Origin of the sequence: Alkalihalobacillus sp. CinArs1, from assembly GCF_947387515.1 — a bacterium.
GTDB lineage: Bacteria > Bacillota > Bacilli > Bacillales > Guptibacillaceae > Guptibacillus.
The window spans coordinates 879,399-896,575 of sequence record NZ_CANDOB010000001.1; the positions used below are offsets into that span (position 1 = coordinate 879,399).

Genomic DNA, 17,177 nt, shown 5'->3' on the forward strand with positions numbered 1-17,177 from the left:
ATACAAGAACACCTATGTAGAACTAAAGGAGGTATACTCATGAGTACTCTACAACGATTTACTCTTGCACTTGTTATTATTGGAGCGATCAACTGGGGGCTGATCGGTTTCTTCCAGTTCGATCTTGTGGCAGCCATCTTCGGAGGGCAGAACACGGCACTGGCTAGAATCGTGTATGGTCTTGTAGGACTTAGTGGTCTTTATTGCTTAACACTCTTATTCAAGCCAACAGAAGAACTATCAAGAGAACCTGATCGTTCCACAACCTAAAAAAGAAGGCAGCCATGTTGGCTGCCTTCTTCGTTAGTCATTACTTCTTAAGACGCTTGTTAAGTTGCGCTTGACGGTCGTTAGACTCTTTCAACCAGTCTTTAAGCTTGTCTTCAAGCGTGTTGAAACCTTGTGGAGAAGAAGCTTGTTGCTGTTGCTTCTTGTTACCGCCGCTAGCTGGACGAGGTTTCTTTTCTTGTCTTTCAGGTTTCGGCTGAGTAGCACGGATAGAAAGAGAGATCTTACCAGAATCTTCTTCTATGTTAAGAACTTTAACTTTAACTTCGTCTCCTACTGAAAGATGTTCTTCGATTTCTTTTACGTAGCCGTGAGAAATTTCAGAGATGTGAACAAGACCTTGCTTTTGGTCATCGATTGCTACGAACGCACCAAAAGGCTTAATACCTGTTACCTTCCCTTCTACGATATCACCGACGTTATATTGTTCTGCCATGAAAACACTCCTAACAAATTTTTTCAACTTAACTAGTATAACACAGATTTCCTTCTAAAACAAAAGACACGATTTGTACTCACTAGAATCATACCGTTCATAATAGGGAATATCAAGAGAGAGAATACGGCGTTTCTCAAACTTTTTTCAAAACTATTTTAACAAGAATATCCGCTATAAATCCAGTCATACCTGCTTTACTGCGAAGTGGTAAATCATAACAGAATTTTTTGATATTGACGCTGGATGAACTGTTGGCTATAGTGTGTAAATGCGACTTATTACAATAGAGGTGACAATATGAGTACGAACGAGCAATGGTCTTCCCGCTTCGGGTTCATCCTAGCATCAGCAGGATCAGCAATCGGGCTCGGTGCGCTATGGAAGTTCCCTTACATGGCAGGTACGAATGGCGGAGGAGCTTTCTTCCTTATTTTCTTACTTTTCACATTCTTAGTTGGAGCGCCTATGCTCCTTGCAGAATTTGTAGTAGGAAGACATTCACAAAAAGATGCGGTAGCGTCTTACGAAGACATTTCAGGAAATCCGAAGTGGAAAGCACTCGGATACCTTGGAGTTGTAGCTTCATTTATCATTCTTTCGTTTTATAGCGTTATCGGCGGATGGGTTTTAACATACTTACTAAGAAGTTTCTCAGGGTCACTAACTGGCCTCGAAAATGACGTGTATGGCTCTCTATTTGAATCCATTATCGGAAATCCAGCAACCGCTCTGTTATCCCAGGCGGCGTTTCTAGCCATTACGATTTCTGTTGTTCAATTCGGCATCAAGAGAGGAATCGAAGCAGCGAGTAAGTACATGATGCCAGCACTTTTTATCCTTTTTATTGTACTTGTTGTTCGATCTCTTACACTTGAGAACGCGATAGAAGGTGTGGCTTTCTTCCTTCAACCAGATTTCTCAAAACTGACTGCTGAAGGCGTGCTCGATGCACTTGGCCAGTCATTCTTTGCACTGAGTGTCGGGATTTCCCTTATGGTAACGTACAGTTCTTATCTCGATAAGAACTCGAATATTACAGGATCGGTCTTCTCCGTTGTAGGCTTGAACATTTTTATTTCGTTTCTTGCAGGTCTCGCGATTTTCCCAGCCGTATTTTCATTTGGCTTCGAACCTTCGAGTGGACCTGGACTGATCTTCACCGTACTACCAGCCGTCTTTAATCAGATGGCGTTCGGAAACCTTTTCCTAGGTACGTTCATGGCACTGCTATTGTTCGCAACGTTAACCTCGGCGTTCTCTCTGCTAGAGATCATCGTTTCGACTGTCACAAAACGACAAGGAAATCGGAAAAAAGCAGCTTGGATCTCTGGGTTCTTCATCTTCCTTCTTGGAATACCTTCTGCCCTTTCGTTCGGGGTATTTGCGGAAGTCTCTCTTTTGGGAAGAGGGATATTCGATGTGATGGATTTTCTTGCGAGTAACTTGCTGATGCCAATCGGCGCATTATTCATCTCCATCTTCGTATCGTGGAAGATGAAAAAAGACATCCTCGCGAATGAAGTGATGATGAGCTCAAAAATCGGAAAAACCATTTTCCCGATCTGGTACGTACTGATTCGCTATTTTGTCCCAGCTGCGATCACGATCGTATTGATTACATCACTACTTTCATATTAATTTACGAAATCATGTATAAAAGACGGAGTAAATGGCTATAACAGTATTATTAAGCTATCTATATTCCCCCTTATTGATGACGAAGCGTATGCTTCGTCTTTTTTTTGCTCATAATCAGCTCTCTTTTAAGCCAAACTTATGATACAGAGTATATATAGGAGGGAGGACGAGGGAACATGTTCGTACAGTCTAAAGAAACGATCGATATACAAAATGTGACGATTTCGTATGAGTATTATCGCGCGAATAAGCCAGATGCAGACACGCTCGTGTTCATCCACGGCTTTCTTTCATGTTCATTTAGCTTTCGAAAACTCTTTCCTCTCCTCTATACGGATTTCAACCTTCTCTGCTTTGATTTACCCGGGTTCGGTGAAAGCGAGAAAATCAGTTCGATCCACTACTCGCTTCATGAATACGCGAGCCTTGCAAATGACTTGTTGGAAAGGTTCAACATCGAGAAAGCCATTTTGATTGGTCATTCCATGGGTGGGCAAATCGCACTTCGTACATGCATCCAACACCCAGAACGGGTTAAAAAGCTTATTCTTCTCTGCAGCTCAAGCTACATTAAATCGTCATCGCTGCCACTGAGACTGTGCTCGTATCTCCCTTTTTTCCCTTTTTGCCTCAGTATCGGCATGAGTTCGATCAACATCCAAAAGAACTTTCAACACCTTGTCTATGACCATAAGCTCCTCACGCAAGAGGTGATCGATGGGTATACAACGAGTTTTAGTGAAAAAGGATTTTACAATGCCCTTGCCAAATTGGTTCGAGAACGTGAAGAAGATCTGTCTACGAGTACGCTTAATAAGATTAATTTTCCAATCCTGCTCATTTGGGGTGAAGATGATCGCCTCGTCCCTTTGCGTGTAGGTGAACGAATGAAAAAGGATTTACCTGATGCTGAACTACTCGTTTTTCCACATACAGGCCATCTCATATCAGAAGAGCATCCTGACAAGACCGCAGATGCCATCCGATCGTTTTTGGCAAAATAAATACCGCTCCATAAGTTGGAGCGGTTACTTGTCTGTAACTAATTGTGTTTCGTCTTTAAGAAGGATACTCAAAAATCCTGAAGTGATTAAAAACGCAGCAGGTATAATATAAAAGACGGATAAAAAGATAATGCCTCCTACTGCAGAAACTAGCAAACAGAATCCCCCGACGATCGGACGTGACCTCACGAGATAGCAACCGCTGATCGCCACAATAGGAAAAAGAAACGCGATTATAGATGAAAGATCTTGTAAGTGAAATAGAGGTATAATATCGAATCTGGAAAGCACTGCTGCGATGACACTCAAAACACTACCAGCTAGTGCCAGTCTAAACATGCGTTTTTGTTTCATTCTATTCCCTCTCTCGTATTCGGAAGCTGAGTCATATAAACTAATTCGATTTAACCGTCGTTCATCCTGCCTTCTTTGTCTACATTCATCTATTTTATCATGAAATATGTAGGAGCTAGAGGTAGAATTAGAAACATAACATGCGTTAAACCATCGAATTGTTCTTATTTCCATTTTAGTAGTTATCTTACAATTAAGCACTAGCTATTCGGTATTTTCTTATATAATTCGTCAATATTTCCAAGGAAATGACGAAATAAAATTGCTAAACTCATCCATTTCCCCCATCACCTCAAAGATGGTAGATTTATCTCTCCAAGACATAAATCTACCATCTTCCATTGAAAAATGATATAACACAAACAAAAGATTTTTTCGCTATAATAAATGAAAGATTAATTGAGGGGATTTTCACATATGACGTTCCGTATTTTACTAGCGATTACTTTCCTTATTCTCGCCGGGTGTCTATCGAATCAGAATTCAGAAGAAACGATTACGATCGCTGCTGCTTCCAGTTTAAGTGATGCGATGGAAGAAGTGATCGAAACATATGAGAAGACAAATGACATTGATATCTCCCTACACGTTGCTTCTTCAGGGGTATTAGCGAATCAGATCAAACAAGAAGCGCCAATCGATGTGTTTGTTTCTGCCTCAAGCGAACATTTCAATGCGGTTGAAGATGACATTGACTCTTCCTATCGAACAGAACTTTTAAGCAACTCTTTAGTTCTTATTTCTAAAAAGACTTCACCGATTACAAAATGGGATGACCTTTTCTCTTCAGAAACGAAGAGAATCGCGATTGGGACACCTGAAACGGTCCCTGCAGGTGCATATGCAAAAGAAGCCTTCACATCGATGGGGATTTGGAACGACCTAGAGGAAAAGCTAGTTTACGGAAAAGATGTTAGACAAGTTCTTACATATATAAAAACAGGCAATGCCGAAGCAGGAATCGTCTATAGTAGCGACCACAAGGTTTCAAAGGATGTTAAGATTGTTTCTGAAGTACCGCAAGAACACGTTCCACCGATCACGTATCCTGCTGGTGTTGTGAAAGGTGCACCGAAAGCTGCTCAAGCATTCTTCACCTATTTAAAAAGTGAGCAAGCGATGCAAATATTTGAAGACTATGGATTTAAACGAAACGAGTGATTCACGTGCCCTCTTCTTTTATCGATCCTATCCTTATCTCATTAAAAATTGCGACTGTCTCAACGATCATCGTCACGATTCTTGGCGTAGCCGTTAGTCGTTTTATGGCGAACCGAACGTTTCGAGGAAAAAGTATAGTCGATACACTGCTCATGCTTCCCCTCGTCCTGCCTCCGTCAGTTGTTGGGTTTCTCCTGTTAATTGGATTTGGAGCAAGCAGTCCCGTTGGCAGATGGATTGAGGCAATCTTTCACCATCCGCTCGTCTTCACCTGGCAAGCTGGCGTTCTAGCGTCAAGTGTCGTGGCGTTTCCACTCATGTATCAAACGGCACGAATTGGTTTTGAAGCCATCGATTCGAATTTAGAGGATGCTGCAAGGGTTGACGGAGGTGGGAAATGGAAGGTGCTATGGTACATTTCTCTTCCGCTCTCATTGAACGCACTGCTATCAGGGGTCATTCTTAGCTTCGCTAGGGCTTTAGGAGAATTTGGGGCAACGCTGATGTTCGCAGGTAACCTGCCTGGTAAAACTCAGACGATGCCGACAGCGATCTACGTGGCCATCGATTCTGGAAAAATGGGATTAGCATGGTCATGGGTCGCGATTACAATTCTGATCTCGATGGTGATGCTGTTACTTAGCTACCGCGTAAGCGCGAGGACATAAAAAAGGTGACGGGCACCCGTCACCTTTTTTACTTATTTCTGCTGGTGAAATGGATTACCGCTGATCACTTTTCTTGTATCATCTGTAAGTTTGAATGGTGGCTTGATTTCGCCACCGGACGAATTAGAGGGAAGAACAGAGCTACCATCATAATGGATTGGTTTGTCGTTCATTCAATCGCCTCCTTGCGTTTTATCAGTACACGTTAATCTTCCATATCTTTTACAAATCCCCTCTTTTCTACACTCAACTTTTTACTTCCAATTTAAGATCCTCCTAAATAAAAAGACGTTCCTTGGTTTAGGAACGCCCCTACATTAAAGTTGTAGCTAAATAAATCACCACTGGCATTGTCACGAGACTCGATAAGGTTGATACCAACGTGGCACTCGAGACATTTTGAGGTTCAGTTTGGAATTGGATCGCATACATCGTTGTGTTTGCAGCAGTTGGTGTCGCTGCCATGATGATCATGATCTGTTTTGTCATCGTATCCACAGGCATCAGTAGGACGATTCCTGTTGCGATGACAGGTGCGATCATTAGTTTTAGAGAAAGGGCCGTCGATAGCTTTCGCCAGTCGATCGATTTCACGGTGATATTACGAAGTTGCATACCGAGCGTTACCATGATGACTGGGATAGCAGCATCCGCAATCAAATCGATTCCGCCTGCAATTGTGCCAAGCGGGACATTAAAATATTGAAACAATAAGCCAACAATTGCACCATACACCATCGGCATCCTCCGCACTGCATTAAGTGCTGCCTTAAAGCCATCATGATCTGGGCTACCTTTTGCAGCATAATAAACACCAAGCGTACTCATCAAAAGCTGCTGTAAAACCATTAATACAATGGCCGTTTCCATTGCAACTGTTCCAAATAAAAACAGGATGAGTGGGGTTCCGTAGTTTCCGTTGTTCATAAAAGCGCTCGATAGGACAAGTCCGCAACGCTCAGATTCTGTGAAGCGATAGATTTTCGATAGAATACTAACGATTGCGATCAATGTAAAACAGAGTCCGAGCATATAGAGTGAAAGATATCCATAAGACGAGTCGATTTCCTGCTCATAAAACGTTCGAAATACTAAGATTGGTACGAGGACGTAAAGCGCGAGTCTGGATAATACTTTCGTCTCAAGTTGCAGAAAACGCTGCGCAACATACCCAACACCAAACACAAAAAAGATCGGTAACAAAATCGTGATGATCGACATACTCATTCTCCTTCACCTTGTAACGCATCCACTACTGATAAAAAGGGATCCAAAATAATGGATCCCTTTCCTTTCTACCCGTTAAACACGACGATTTTTTCTTCTGTCATTTCTTCGATTGCGTAACGTGGTCCCTCTTTTCCAGTTCCACTTTTCTTAACGCCACCGTATGGCATATGATCAACTCGGTATCCTGAGGTATCGTTGATAATTAGTCCGCCAACGTGAATCTCATTGATCGCTTTTAGGGTGAATGCTAAATCGTTTGTGAATAGACCTGCTTGAAGACCGAACTCCGAATCGTTTACACGAGCGATTACTTCGTCCTCTGACTTGTACGTACTCACAGCAACCACTGGACCGAAGACCTCTTGACGACAAACTTTCATATCATCGTTCACGTTTGTGAGGATCGTAGGTTGATAGAAGACCCCGTCTCGTTTTCCACCGGTTTCGACTGATGCGCCTTGCTCGACCGCTTCGTTCACCCATCCTTCAACACGAATCGCTTCACGCTCTGCGATCATCGGACCGATATCCGTTGCTTCATCCATTGGGTCACCGAGGACCAACCCTTCCGTAACTTCCTTCATTTTGTTCAGAAATGGTTCGTAACGATCCTCATGAACATACACACGCTGAACAGAGATACAAACTTGACCCGCGTTGTTGAAACTCTTCTGTGCTGCTAGCGTTGCTGCCGTTTCGATGTCAGCATCGTGGTGGACAATTGTTGCCGAGTTGTTCCCAAGCTCGAGTGAAACATTACGAAGGCCCGCTTTCTCACGAATGTACTGTCCTACACGTGGACTGCCTGTGAATGTAAACATGTTCACGTCTTGGTTGGCAATAAGCCATTCACCAACTGTTGAACCTTCACCTGTTACAAGGTTCAACCGACCAGCAGGAAGACCTGCTTCTTCCATGATTTCAGTTAAGAGGATTGCACTCACAGGGGTCACTTCTGCTGGCTTTAGCACAACGCTGTTTCCTGCCGCAATCGCTGGACCGATTTTGTGACATACTAGATTAAGAGGAACATTAAATGGAGTGATTGCTGCTACGACCCCGATTGGAAAACGTCTCGTAAATGCCTGACGTTGTTCAGATCCAGGTGCCGCTTCAACTGGAATCCCTTCACCGTGGATACGCTTCGCTTCTTCTGCAGATACTTCAAGCGTAAGTGCCGCACGTCCGACTTCACCTTTACACTCCGCAAACGGTTTCCCTACTTCTTTAGCGAGCACTTCACCAAGCTCATCCTGACGAGCACGTAAGGTTGCGGCTGCCTTGATCAATACAGTATAGCGGTCATATGGTGAAAAAGGGGTTTTCAAAGCTTTTTTAGCTGCCTGGACTGCGTCGTTAACGTCCTGTTCTTCTGCTACAGCTGTTTTTGCGGTAACTTCTTGCGTGTATTTATTTAATACATCATCTGTCTGTGTTTTTTCTCGCCATTCGCCATTAATATACAAGCCATATGTACGTACTGAAGTTTGTGTGCTCATCGATTCATCATCCTCCTCAAGAAATGGTAATGACCTTTTTGTTTATTAAAAGTTCTTCTGCTCTGTTCTGGCTACCAAATACACGGATCTTCTCTTGAACTTTTTCCTTCATTCTCTCTCGACCTCGGCCAAGGGAACTTGCAAGTACGATATCGTCAGGGTTCTCAGCAAATGCTTCTTGCACACCTCTTGTAAATGCCTGACGGAGTTCCGTATCAACATTTATTTTTGCGATTCCAAGTGAGATGGCACGTTGTACCTGTTCATCAGGAACATCAGAACCACCGTGAAGAACAACCGGACGTTTAACCGCGTCAACAATTTCCTTTAAACGATCAAAGCGAAGGTTCGGTGTTTGTTTGTAGATACCATGGGCCGTTCCGATTGATACAGCTAGATAGTCCACATCTGTTGCTTCAACAAATGCAACAGCCTCTTCGGTTGTTGTAATGAGTGCATCTTTTTCATCAACCGTGATGTCATCCTCAGTTCCACCGATCTTACCGATTTCACCTTCTGATCCAATTCCTAGGGCTCTGGCGATATCCACCACTTTTTTCGTAGTAGCGGTGTTTTCTTCAAACGAAAGACCTGAACCGTCGAACATCACAGATTGAAAGCCCATTTGAACGGCTTGCATCGTTTGTTCGAACTGACGACTGTGATCGAGGTGGATTGCTACTGGAACGTTGTAATTTTTTTCATACGTGTCGATCAGAGCTTTTAATGCTTCCATTCCAAGTGTTTGGATAACCTTTTGCCCGACCTGAATCATGATCGGGGCTTTTTCCTCTTCTGCCGCCTCCAATATCGCGACGACAGTCTCTGCGTTATGTGCACTGAAGGCACCTACTCCGTACCCGTTTTGAAAAGCATGGTCAAGCATCGTTTTTCCATCAATAAATGGCATGTGATATGCTCCCTTCTTATCGTTTCAGTTCAATATGGTAGTGGTACTGATCGCTTCTATATTTTGTTCTTGTGTATTCCATGGGATGATCATTCAGCCCATAACTGAGTCGTGTCATTTCAAGCAACGCCTCTCCAGGTCGAATCGCAAGCAAATCTGCTTCATCGATCGTCGCGTTCATCGCAGCGATACGTTCGTTCGCACGATTCAAATAGATTTGATCATTCTCTAAAATTTCGTAGTACTTTGCTTCATTCAAGTCATGCTTCATTAAAAGTTGTCCGATTTCTTCCGGCCAGCAGCTACGCTCGAGTGCAACCGGGGTATCATCGGAAAAACGAATTCTCTCAATTAAAAGGATAGGAGCATCTTCTGGTACTTGCAGCATTTCTTTTTCATGGTAAAGATTCGTTTTAAACTCTGCTCGAATCAATTTTGATCTTGGAACAGAACCTCGATCCATTACTTCTTCTGCAAATCCTTTTAGCTGGCCGAGGTTACCAACGAGCTGTTGAGGTTTAACAACCGTACCTCTGCCCTGTTTCTTCTCTAGAAGACCATTCTGTACAAGAACGGTGATCGCCTGACGGATCGTTGTCCTACTGACACCAAATTCTTTTATTAATTCTTGTTCGGTCGGGATCAATTCATTCGCTTTCCATGCTCCGCTTTGAATCCGATCGATCAAGATATCTTTTATTTGTAGGTAGAGGGCTTCACCTTTAGTAAACTGTTCATTCGACATACACTTCGTCTCCTTTTAGCGGTGGAGGATAGACTGACACATCCTCTCCTATCAGCGGTTTCAACCACTCATAGTACAGCTTTCGATTTTGTATGAACTGCTCAGGCATCACGCGTTCACCTGCTTTTACAACAGCTTCGAGCTGAACAGGAATCATGCGAGCAGCATATCGATGGTGGGAATGACGAGTGATGGAAACCATAACATTCGATAACCCATCACGAATCCATTCTGCACCAACTCTACCTACAGTATAAGCTTCTTCACGATCGATGTCAGATACAACAGCTGAAAAACTCCGCTGATTCATTCCTAAAAGCTCTGCTCTCGTCATGACGTTGCACTCTTTTTTTAAATAAGCGGCGATGTCATTTGAAATTCCACCAAGAACTGGTCGCCCATCAACGATTTCCCGTTGCACTTGTGAGCCCTGACTCCACGTAACACCTTCACTCACAACAACAGTCGCATGACCATAACGACTGAGGGCGCTCGTGACTCCTTCCAATAGAGCCTCTCGCTCAAGTGGCCGTTCTGGAATCGCGATAACATGTGGTCCATCCTCTTCGTATTTCTGAAGAAGACCTGAGGCTGCTGCTAGCCATCCAGCATTTCTCCCCATCGTTTCGAGCACGCGAACTTTCTCGAAGTTCTTCATCGATGCAAGGTCGCGGCTCATATCTCTCGTTGCCTGTGCAACATATCTTGCTGAGCTTCCAAATCCAGGTGCGTGATCGGTTTCACCAAGATCATTGTCGACCGTTTTCGGAAGGCCCAGGACTTGCAAGGGATAATTCTGTTTTTTCGCTTCTCTATCGACTTTTTTCAGTGCTTCCATCGTGCCGTTGCCACCAATAAAGACAAGCGCATCAACGCCTTCTTTTTTAAGTCGACGAACACCGTTTTCAATATGCTCGTCTGTGAGAGGATAACGGCCTGATCCGAGACACGCACCTGGAACATCTCGATGAAGAGAAATGCTCCTGATTGTACCATCATCGCCTCCAAAGTAGCTGCCTTCTGCCAATCCTTCATAGCCATTCTTGATAAAAAGCAGGGCGTGATCGCGTTCAAGCTCTTTAACAAACCCTGCGAGAGTAGCATTAATTACGGCCGTAGGTCCCCCCGCCTGGCCAACAGCGACCTTCTTCATGCACCCCACTCCTTCAGTTCTTTGTATAGACAGTGGTCTTTAGTCCTAGCTGTTTACCTAGCTCGACTAGCTCCTCAGCCACGTCATCGTAAACGATCGCATAGTGCGGTTCGAAACCTTCTTCCATCAAACCGTACAACGTGTCGTTGATTTCTGTTTCAAGTTCAACTTCCACTGACGTTCCGTTAAAACGCTGTGGTGTATCGAGAGCATTTCCTCGCATCACTAGAAGACGGTATCCCTCAGGCGTATACCCTACTCGGAACATCGTCACGCGCCCTGGCTTCAATCCAAACTCCATCGTGAAACCAAGCTTACGGTTTGGATGTACCCCAGGTTTTGCCCCTTGATCAGGATGTGCGAGTGAATAAGCTCCCGCTCCGCAGTGCCAGAACACAACAGAATTACTCGCTTCATTCACGTGTACCATGTCACCAAGATATGGTGCGCTACCTGTTAGCTGTTGCAGGATGAACATGGAGACAGAGCCGTGAATGTCTGACTCACACGACGACACCACACCATCTTCTGTAAATTGAGACAGTGTCGAGCATGCTGCAGCCCCGAGTTCGTTGAAAAAGTCTGGCCAACAGCGAATAGCAAGGGCAGAAACGTCTGCTTCATCGATTTGATCCTGAACGTATGTAGTAAACTGAGCGAAACGCTGTACCGTCTCCTCATTACGATTCAGTCCGATGACCTGCTGTTCTGCTCGTTCGATCGCACCTTCCCATTTTTCATGTGGAAGCTTCACACACTCTTCAAACGCTTTGTTAAGGTCAAAATTCTTCACGGTGACTCCTAAATGCTTATGAAGAGCTTCTTCATCTGTTCCTGAGAAGAAAAAGCCTGGAGGATGTTCTCCGATTACACCGATTCGTAGTCCTTTGAGGTCTTCGATTACCTTTTGGACTTTGAGTTGAATCTTCAAGCGCTTTTGAACCTGTGCTTCATCTGCATTTCCAAATACAAAACTAAACGGGTGGCTCGCACACCTAAGAACATGACTCGTGCTATTGCCGCCAGTTAGTGAATTCAATCGTAACCTTCCGCCAACGCTCGGCTCTCTTACTGACCAAACGACAACTGGCGCGTCTACCTTCTTAATGAGTGCTTCAACAAATTCCCCATCTGCAAACGTAACGCTCTGATAAATACTTGCGATAATTTCGTCATTGTTAACGGTATCAAGAAACGCATCAAGGTCCTCTGGAGAAGTGATGATCTCATCCGGTTCAATGACATTCTCTGTTACATTATGGAGAAATTCAGAGCTTTTCTTTCTCTGAACTTCTCCCGCTTCAAGATCAAATGTTTTTCTTCCGATCGGTACATACAAAATGCTCGTTTTTGGCACGATTGGTCACAACCTTTCTACGCTGTTCGTTACCTACACTGTATCATAAGTAATAACCTTTTAAAATAGGTTATTACCTTTTATTATTCTATTTCATATTTTATTTTCGGCAGCTTTTTTGAAAAGATCTGCGTAAGTAGAGTTTTTACGATAAAAAACTGGCGTTTCACCGAGTGGTGCGTCTACTTCAATCGTGCCACCATTCGTCTCTTTCCCACTCCAAAAGTGTACCCACTCGTCTTCAGGAAGGTAGACACTCCACGTTTCTTTTCCTTCTTCGTATACCGGTGCAACCACAAGGTCAGCCCCTAGCATGTACTGATACTTAATGTCATACGTTTTCTCGTCATGTTCATACTCCATAAACAATGGACGCTGCATCGGAATACCTTTTTCCGCATTTTCTTTTGATAGAGCTTTTAAGTAAGGCTTTAACGTCGTGAATACATTCGTCATCTTCACAAAGTGATTCAGCGTTTCCTCGTCATAATCATACTGACAGCAATCATCCGGACGATTCCCTTCATGAGAACGCATAACTGGTGTGAATGCCGCCATATCGACCCACCTAAGGAGAAGCTCTTTGTTCCGTTTGTTGCCGTGAAGACTCGTGTATCCGCCGATATCACTGTGATGAACACCGTTACCGCTCATCCCAGCAGATAGCGCTGCAGGAATAACAGAAGCGAGACCATCATCAAGACTCCAATCTACGCTTTGATCTCCTGCCCATAGAAGTGGACAATACCCCTGCGTACCGGAATAACCCGCACGCATGAAGTATACGATATCTCCCCAGCGACCTGCTTTTTTCACTGCATCATGGTTGATTTTCGCCCACATGACTGGCCATGCGTTATGCATCATTGTCGCGGACTCGCCACTATGAAGCTTCAGGTCTGTCGGAAGATACTCACCGAAGTCAGCCATCCAGCCATCCATTCCAAAATCGATCATGTTTTCTTTAATAACGTTTTGATACCATTCGCACGCTTCGTCGTTTGTAAAATCGACGACTCCACAGTCGAATTCACCGAAGTCTACAACATAATCGCTTCCATCTAGCGATGTCGCAAGATACCCTTTTTCATAAGCTTCTTTATAAAGGTGTCCTTCAACTGCAACGTATGGATTGATATAGCCAAGGAACTTGATCCCTTGCTGCTTCCACTCTTTAATTTTTTGATCGAGTTCTGGATACATATCAGGGTTCCATTTCCAGTTCCACATCAGTCGCTTGCCAAATGACGTCTCCCGTTTCCCTTGCCAATCTTGACACCAAAGAGCACCGATCTTCATTCCTTTTTCTAGTGCTCGATCAATTTTGTTTTGAACGATTTCCGTGCCACCTTGCATACCAAGCCAGATGCCATCGAACGTCCAGTCAGGAAGCTCCGGCTGTCTTCCAAGACGAGCAGTTAGTTTTTCTACTAAACGTTTATACGACTCACCTGTTTCAAAAAGAATCGATGCAGGTGCTTCCCAAATATGAAGCTCGTGGAAATCATCACGCTGAAAATCAAAATCTGCGAAGGCAGTTGTCTCTACATGACAAAAATATTTATTAGTAGATACATAGGTTGGCTGAGGGTAGTTAGTATTGTAATAATCTCCACCCGCTTGATCCTTCACGTCTGCTTGCCATGTGGTGTACGTAGACTTGTTACGACCAACACCCGGCTCTGATGTCCAAAGCGGAAAGTTCTTTCCACGCAAGTTGAAGTAAGATAACTGCTCTCCACAACCATAAACTTTCTCTTCTGCATCTGCCGCGACACGTACCCAGAAACGATTGAAGAGGGGGTCAACGAGTTCGAATGAAACCCGCAGACCTTCTCCATCTTTTTTTAGGACCATCGTTAGAAGCTCGTGATCATGAGAGAAGTGACGGAACGAAATCCTACACGTTTCTCCCTCATGTCTTACAGTTGCATATCGAAGCGCTACTCTCTCAACCACGTAATCTTTTATTTTGAAATTCCCTCTATACATATCGATCGTCTCTTCGCCACTCCCTACAAAGATGAAAGGTTTCGCTGGAGAGTGCTTAAACAATAAACGACCGTCGAGTTGTACGTCGAATTCTTCTCCATTCTGGTTCACTTCAAATAATTTTTGAGCCTCTTTTGTTTTCAAAATAAACGCCTCCTACAACATAGTGATTTAAGCACTTCTAAACTTCTTATCTACTTCAACGGCTTCATTGTGCTTCCGCGTTACATAACTCGAATATTTCTTGTTCCATGATTTGAGCGCAAGTACGTAGCAAAGGGCCCCTGCTAACGTTGTTCCTAGCATGGCTGGCCAGAACCATCCGGACACGATTCCTCCTGCATACGCCACGCCGATCGGTGAAAACAGAATGTATACCATCACAACAAGACTGATAAGAACGACCGCAACCGGCATCGTATATTTCCAAGGCACCATATCCACTTTCGGATTCGCTCGGAACTGATAGGCCTCTTTTAGCGGGCGAATTCGACCTACTACCATCATGATCGCCACTTCGATCACAAAGAGAATTGCTGAAATGTGGATGAAGTTCATGGTGATTTCAATACCAAACATCTGTGTTAAGCCCCATACGAGCATATAGTACGTGACGACGTGGAAGATAATTGCAATCTTCGCACCGAGCGCTGGAATTCGTTTTGAAACGATACCGACCAGAACGATAGCGATGATCGGAATGTTAAAGAATCCAGTAAAGCGTCGGATGAGGTCCCAAAGACCATCTGGAGCGTTCATCAACATCGGCGCAATGAAGAACGAAACGAGCGCGAGAACGCTTCCAAAATATTTACTCACGTTGATCAATTGACGGTCAGTTGCGTTTTTGTTGATTCCTGCTTTATACACATCGAGTGCAAACATGGTTGCTGCACTATTTAGAAGTGAGTTAAAGCTTGAGAATACTGCTCCGAGAAGAACAGCAAGGAACAAACCAGACATGAATGTTGGTAGTAAGTTTGATACGACGGTCGGATAAGCGAGATCGACAGGATTCATCGAACTGCCGTATAGATGAAAAGCAATAACACCAGGGATCATCATCATGAACGGAACAGTCAACTTATAGAAGCCTGACAGCAAAACACCTTTTTGTCCTTCAGCAAGGTTCTTTGCCCCAAGCGTCCGCTGGATAACGTACTGGTTTGTCCCCCAGTAGAACATGTTCATAAAGATCATACCGGTAAAAATCGCAGAGAACGGAACGGAGTCTGTACTCGAGCCAATTGAGTTTAGCTTTTCAGGACTTTCTGTAGCGATCGTCTTCATTCCTTTTAGAAAATCGCCATCGCCTAGTGCGAAGAACCCTAAAACAGGAACGATTAAGCCGATGAATAGAAGTCCGATTCCATTCAATGTGTCAGAAACAGCAACTGCTTTTAGCCCGCCAAAGATCGCGTATAACGCGCCAATAATTCCGATCACCCAAATAACGAGCCAAACCGATGATTCAAATGAGATGCCAAATAATGATGGCACGTCGAACAATCTAAGAATAGCAAGAGCACCAGAGTATAAAACAGATGGAATCGTGACAAATACGTATCCTAGCATAAACAGAATCACCGTATACCTGCGAACGCTTTCATCATAACGTTTACTTAAAAATTCAGGAAGTGTGGAGAAAGCACCGCCAAGGTATCTAGGTAATAATATGAGAGCCATAATGACAATTGCAAATGCAGCAGTGACTTCCCAGGCCATGTTGGATAAGTTCGTTCGGTAAGCTTGTCCATTCAGCCCGATGAGCTGCTCCGCTGATAAGTTTGTTAATAAGAGAGAACCAGCGATGAAGCCTCCTGTAAGTCCGCGACCAGCTAGAAAGTACCCATCTGAATCATTGACTGAATTTCTAGTTTTCAAATAGGAAACCCAGGCTACGAGTGCCATGAAGAAAACGCATGAGACAAGTGTAAAGGTGATACTAGACATTCAACTTCCTCCTTTGTTCTTTACTCGGATATGCAACCGTGATGTTTTCACCAACAATTCCGTTATGTGCTCCTAGTTTCATGAAGCGCTCATGTTCTTTATGTGCAAGAAGCCATTTATTTCTCATAAAAAGCAGAGGATCGTATCCCTTTTCAGCATCATCTAACGGCGTATTCGTTCCCTCTGGTAGAATCACCGCACATTTAAACCCAGCTTCGCTTACTTTACAAGGCGCAAGGTGCAGTGTGGTCTGATACATTTCAATTGTAGAACCTGCTGGAACAAAGAATGCCTTGATTTTCTTTACGTTGTAACTATTGTCGAATATATCATTCGCATGACCAAGTAAGAGAACCAGATCGGTTATCGCAACGTTAATTTCACTTCCTTTATGATACTCAAGACCCCCAAGTGAAGAATTATTTCCATTACAATAACCAATTTGTACCTTCATCCCTCCATAATAGCGTTTTTCAACGAAGCTTTTGAGAGCTTCATCCTCTAGATCTGGATGAGATGGAACGTATCGATTCCCTTCTTCAGGAATAACCGTCTTTTCCATATGTTGAGCCACCTCATCATAAGGGAAGTCACTAAGGACTATTCCATAGGGAATGAAAGCTTCACTATGTACGTTTTCTAACTCAAGGTGCTGATTCAATTCCGCTAACACATCAATCACATCGAATCCCTCCGCTCATTAGTAATAACGTTTACGTAAACATCATAACCTTTTACACATTATATTGTAACCGCATACAAAAATGCAACAGTTTTTAGAAAATT

17 protein-coding genes are annotated in these 17,177 nt (G+C 43.7%); 5 read left to right on the forward strand and 12 right to left on the reverse strand.

The genetic code is table 11. The features are described from left to right. Positions 1-39 precede the first annotated feature (39 nt). Entirely contained in the window at positions 40-270 is a 231-nt protein-coding gene (locus PFZ69_RS04580; RefSeq protein ID WP_270179831.1) for a DUF378 domain-containing protein, read from the forward strand. A 40-nt stretch (positions 271-310) separates the two neighbouring features. Here PFZ69_RS04580 and yugI read toward each other — a convergent pair whose 3' ends face one another. After that, positions 311-724: a S1 domain-containing post-transcriptional regulator GSP13 gene (gene yugI / locus PFZ69_RS04585; RefSeq protein ID WP_270179832.1), complete on the reverse strand. Its 414-nt coding sequence runs from the start codon at positions 722-724 to the stop codon at positions 311-313. Between the two features lie 300 nt (positions 725-1,024). Here yugI and PFZ69_RS04590 point away from each other — a divergent pair, with 300 nt between their 5' ends. After that, positions 1,025-2,365 carry a sodium-dependent transporter gene (locus PFZ69_RS04590; RefSeq protein WP_270179833.1) on the forward strand — a complete coding sequence of 447 codons (1,341 nt, stop codon included), beginning with the start codon at positions 1,025-1,027 and terminating at the stop codon, positions 2,363-2,365. Between the two features lie 176 nt (positions 2,366-2,541). Then, positions 2,542-3,369, forward strand: a complete 828-nt coding sequence (locus PFZ69_RS04595) for an alpha/beta fold hydrolase (protein WP_270179834.1) — start codon at positions 2,542-2,544, stop codon at positions 3,367-3,369. 24 nt (positions 3,370-3,393) lie between these two features. Here PFZ69_RS04595 and PFZ69_RS04600 read toward each other — a convergent pair whose 3' ends face one another. Continuing rightward, the gene (locus tag PFZ69_RS04600) at positions 3,394-3,723 is read right to left on the reverse strand and encodes a hypothetical protein (protein WP_270179835.1); all 330 of its coding nucleotides are present in this window, start codon (positions 3,721-3,723) and stop codon (positions 3,394-3,396) included. Positions 3,724-4,140: 417 nt separating this feature from the next. On the opposite strand from PFZ69_RS04600, the gene modA reads away from it, so the two are divergent. Together modA and modB are read left to right on the forward strand one after the other, a co-directional pair. Beyond that, the gene (gene modA, locus PFZ69_RS04605; protein WP_270179836.1) at positions 4,141-4,884 is read left to right on the forward strand and encodes a molybdate ABC transporter substrate-binding protein; all 744 of its coding nucleotides are present in this window, start codon (positions 4,141-4,143) and stop codon (positions 4,882-4,884) included. Positions 4,885-4,889: 5 nt separating this feature from the next. After that, on the forward strand, positions 4,890-5,552 hold the full coding sequence (modB, locus tag PFZ69_RS04610; protein ID WP_270179837.1) for a molybdate ABC transporter permease subunit: 663 nt from the start codon (positions 4,890-4,892) through the stop codon (positions 5,550-5,552). Positions 5,553-5,584: 32 nt separating this feature from the next. Here modB and PFZ69_RS04615 read toward each other — a convergent pair whose 3' ends face one another. The 10 genes from PFZ69_RS04615 to PFZ69_RS04660 all read right to left on the reverse strand — a co-directional run bounded on the left by PFZ69_RS04615 (position 5,585) and on the right by PFZ69_RS04660 (position 17,073). Next, positions 5,585-5,725, reverse strand: a complete 141-nt coding sequence (locus PFZ69_RS04615) for a hypothetical protein (protein ID WP_270179838.1) — start codon at positions 5,723-5,725, stop codon at positions 5,585-5,587. Between the two features lie 139 nt (positions 5,726-5,864). Beyond that, positions 5,865-6,773, reverse strand: coding sequence for an AEC family transporter (locus PFZ69_RS04620; RefSeq protein ID WP_270180618.1), 909 nt, complete (start codon positions 6,771-6,773; stop codon positions 5,865-5,867). Between the two features lie 74 nt (positions 6,774-6,847). Beyond that, positions 6,848-8,281, reverse strand: coding sequence for an aldehyde dehydrogenase family protein (locus PFZ69_RS04625; RefSeq protein ID WP_270179839.1), 1,434 nt, complete (start codon positions 8,279-8,281; stop codon positions 6,848-6,850). A 16-nt stretch (positions 8,282-8,297) separates the two neighbouring features. Continuing rightward, positions 8,298-9,191, reverse strand: coding sequence for a class II fructose-bisphosphate aldolase (locus PFZ69_RS04630; protein ID WP_270179840.1), 894 nt, complete (start codon positions 9,189-9,191; stop codon positions 8,298-8,300). Positions 9,192-9,207: 16 nt separating this feature from the next. Further along, the gene (locus PFZ69_RS04635; protein WP_270179841.1) at positions 9,208-9,936 is read right to left on the reverse strand and encodes a GntR family transcriptional regulator; all 729 of its coding nucleotides are present in this window, start codon (positions 9,934-9,936) and stop codon (positions 9,208-9,210) included. Then, positions 9,926-11,089, reverse strand: a complete 1,164-nt coding sequence (locus PFZ69_RS04640; RefSeq protein WP_270179842.1) for a diphosphate--fructose-6-phosphate 1-phosphotransferase — start codon at positions 11,087-11,089, stop codon at positions 9,926-9,928. Before PFZ69_RS04640 ends, PFZ69_RS04635 begins: the two co-directional genes overlap by 11 nt. A gap of 13 nt (positions 11,090-11,102) precedes the next feature. Then, positions 11,103-12,446 carry a sulfoquinovose isomerase gene (gene sftI, locus PFZ69_RS04645; protein ID WP_270179843.1) on the reverse strand — a complete coding sequence of 448 codons (1,344 nt, stop codon included), beginning with the start codon at positions 12,444-12,446 and terminating at the stop codon, positions 11,103-11,105. A gap of 93 nt (positions 12,447-12,539) precedes the next feature. Continuing rightward, a complete protein-coding gene (locus PFZ69_RS04650) occupies positions 12,540-14,582 on the reverse strand; it encodes an alpha-glucosidase (RefSeq protein ID WP_270179844.1) in 2,043 nt (680 codons plus the stop codon). Between the two features lie 27 nt (positions 14,583-14,609). Then, complete coding sequence (locus tag PFZ69_RS04655; RefSeq protein WP_270179845.1) at positions 14,610-16,391, reverse strand: solute:sodium symporter family transporter; 1,782 nt, start codon at positions 16,389-16,391, stop codon at positions 14,610-14,612. Then, on the reverse strand, positions 16,384-17,073 hold the full coding sequence (locus tag PFZ69_RS04660) for a DUF4867 family protein (protein WP_270179846.1): 690 nt from the start codon (positions 17,071-17,073) through the stop codon (positions 16,384-16,386). The genes PFZ69_RS04655 and PFZ69_RS04660 overlap by 8 nt, the downstream gene beginning before the upstream one ends. Between the last annotated feature and the right edge of the window lie 104 nt (positions 17,074-17,177).

Excerpts from the sequence above, each read along its gene's own strand:
- PFZ69_RS04580 (WP_270179831.1), top strand. The coding sequence starts at position 40 with ATGAGTACTCTACAACGATTTACTCTTGCACTTGTTATTATTGGAGCG.
- yugI (WP_270179832.1), bottom strand. The coding sequence starts at position 724 with ATGGCAGAACAATATAACGTCGGTGATATCGTAGAAGGGAAGGTAACA.
- PFZ69_RS04590 (WP_270179833.1), top strand. The coding sequence starts at position 1,025 with ATGAGTACGAACGAGCAATGGTCTTCCCGCTTCGGGTTCATCCTAGCA.
- PFZ69_RS04595 (WP_270179834.1), top strand. The coding sequence starts at position 2,542 with ATGTTCGTACAGTCTAAAGAAACGATCGATATACAAAATGTGACGATT.
- PFZ69_RS04600 (WP_270179835.1), bottom strand. The coding sequence starts at position 3,723 with ATGAAACAAAAACGCATGTTTAGACTGGCACTAGCTGGTAGTGTTTTG.
- modA (WP_270179836.1), top strand. The coding sequence starts at position 4,141 with ATGACGTTCCGTATTTTACTAGCGATTACTTTCCTTATTCTCGCCGGG.
- PFZ69_RS04615 (WP_270179838.1), bottom strand. The coding sequence starts at position 5,725 with ATGAACGACAAACCAATCCATTATGATGGTAGCTCTGTTCTTCCCTCT.
- PFZ69_RS04620 (WP_270180618.1), bottom strand. The coding sequence starts at position 6,773 with ATGTCGATCATCACGATTTTGTTACCGATCTTTTTTGTGTTTGGTGTT.
- PFZ69_RS04625 (WP_270179839.1), bottom strand. The coding sequence starts at position 8,281 with ATGAGCACACAAACTTCAGTACGTACATATGGCTTGTATATTAATGGC.
- PFZ69_RS04630 (WP_270179840.1), bottom strand. The coding sequence starts at position 9,191 with ATGCCATTTATTGATGGAAAAACGATGCTTGACCATGCTTTTCAAAAC.
- PFZ69_RS04635 (WP_270179841.1), bottom strand. The coding sequence starts at position 9,936 with ATGTCGAATGAACAGTTTACTAAAGGTGAAGCCCTCTACCTACAAATA.
- PFZ69_RS04640 (WP_270179842.1), bottom strand. The coding sequence starts at position 11,089 with ATGAAGAAGGTCGCTGTTGGCCAGGCGGGGGGACCTACGGCCGTAATT.
- PFZ69_RS04655 (WP_270179845.1), bottom strand. The coding sequence starts at position 16,391 with ATGTCTAGTATCACCTTTACACTTGTCTCATGCGTTTTCTTCATGGCA.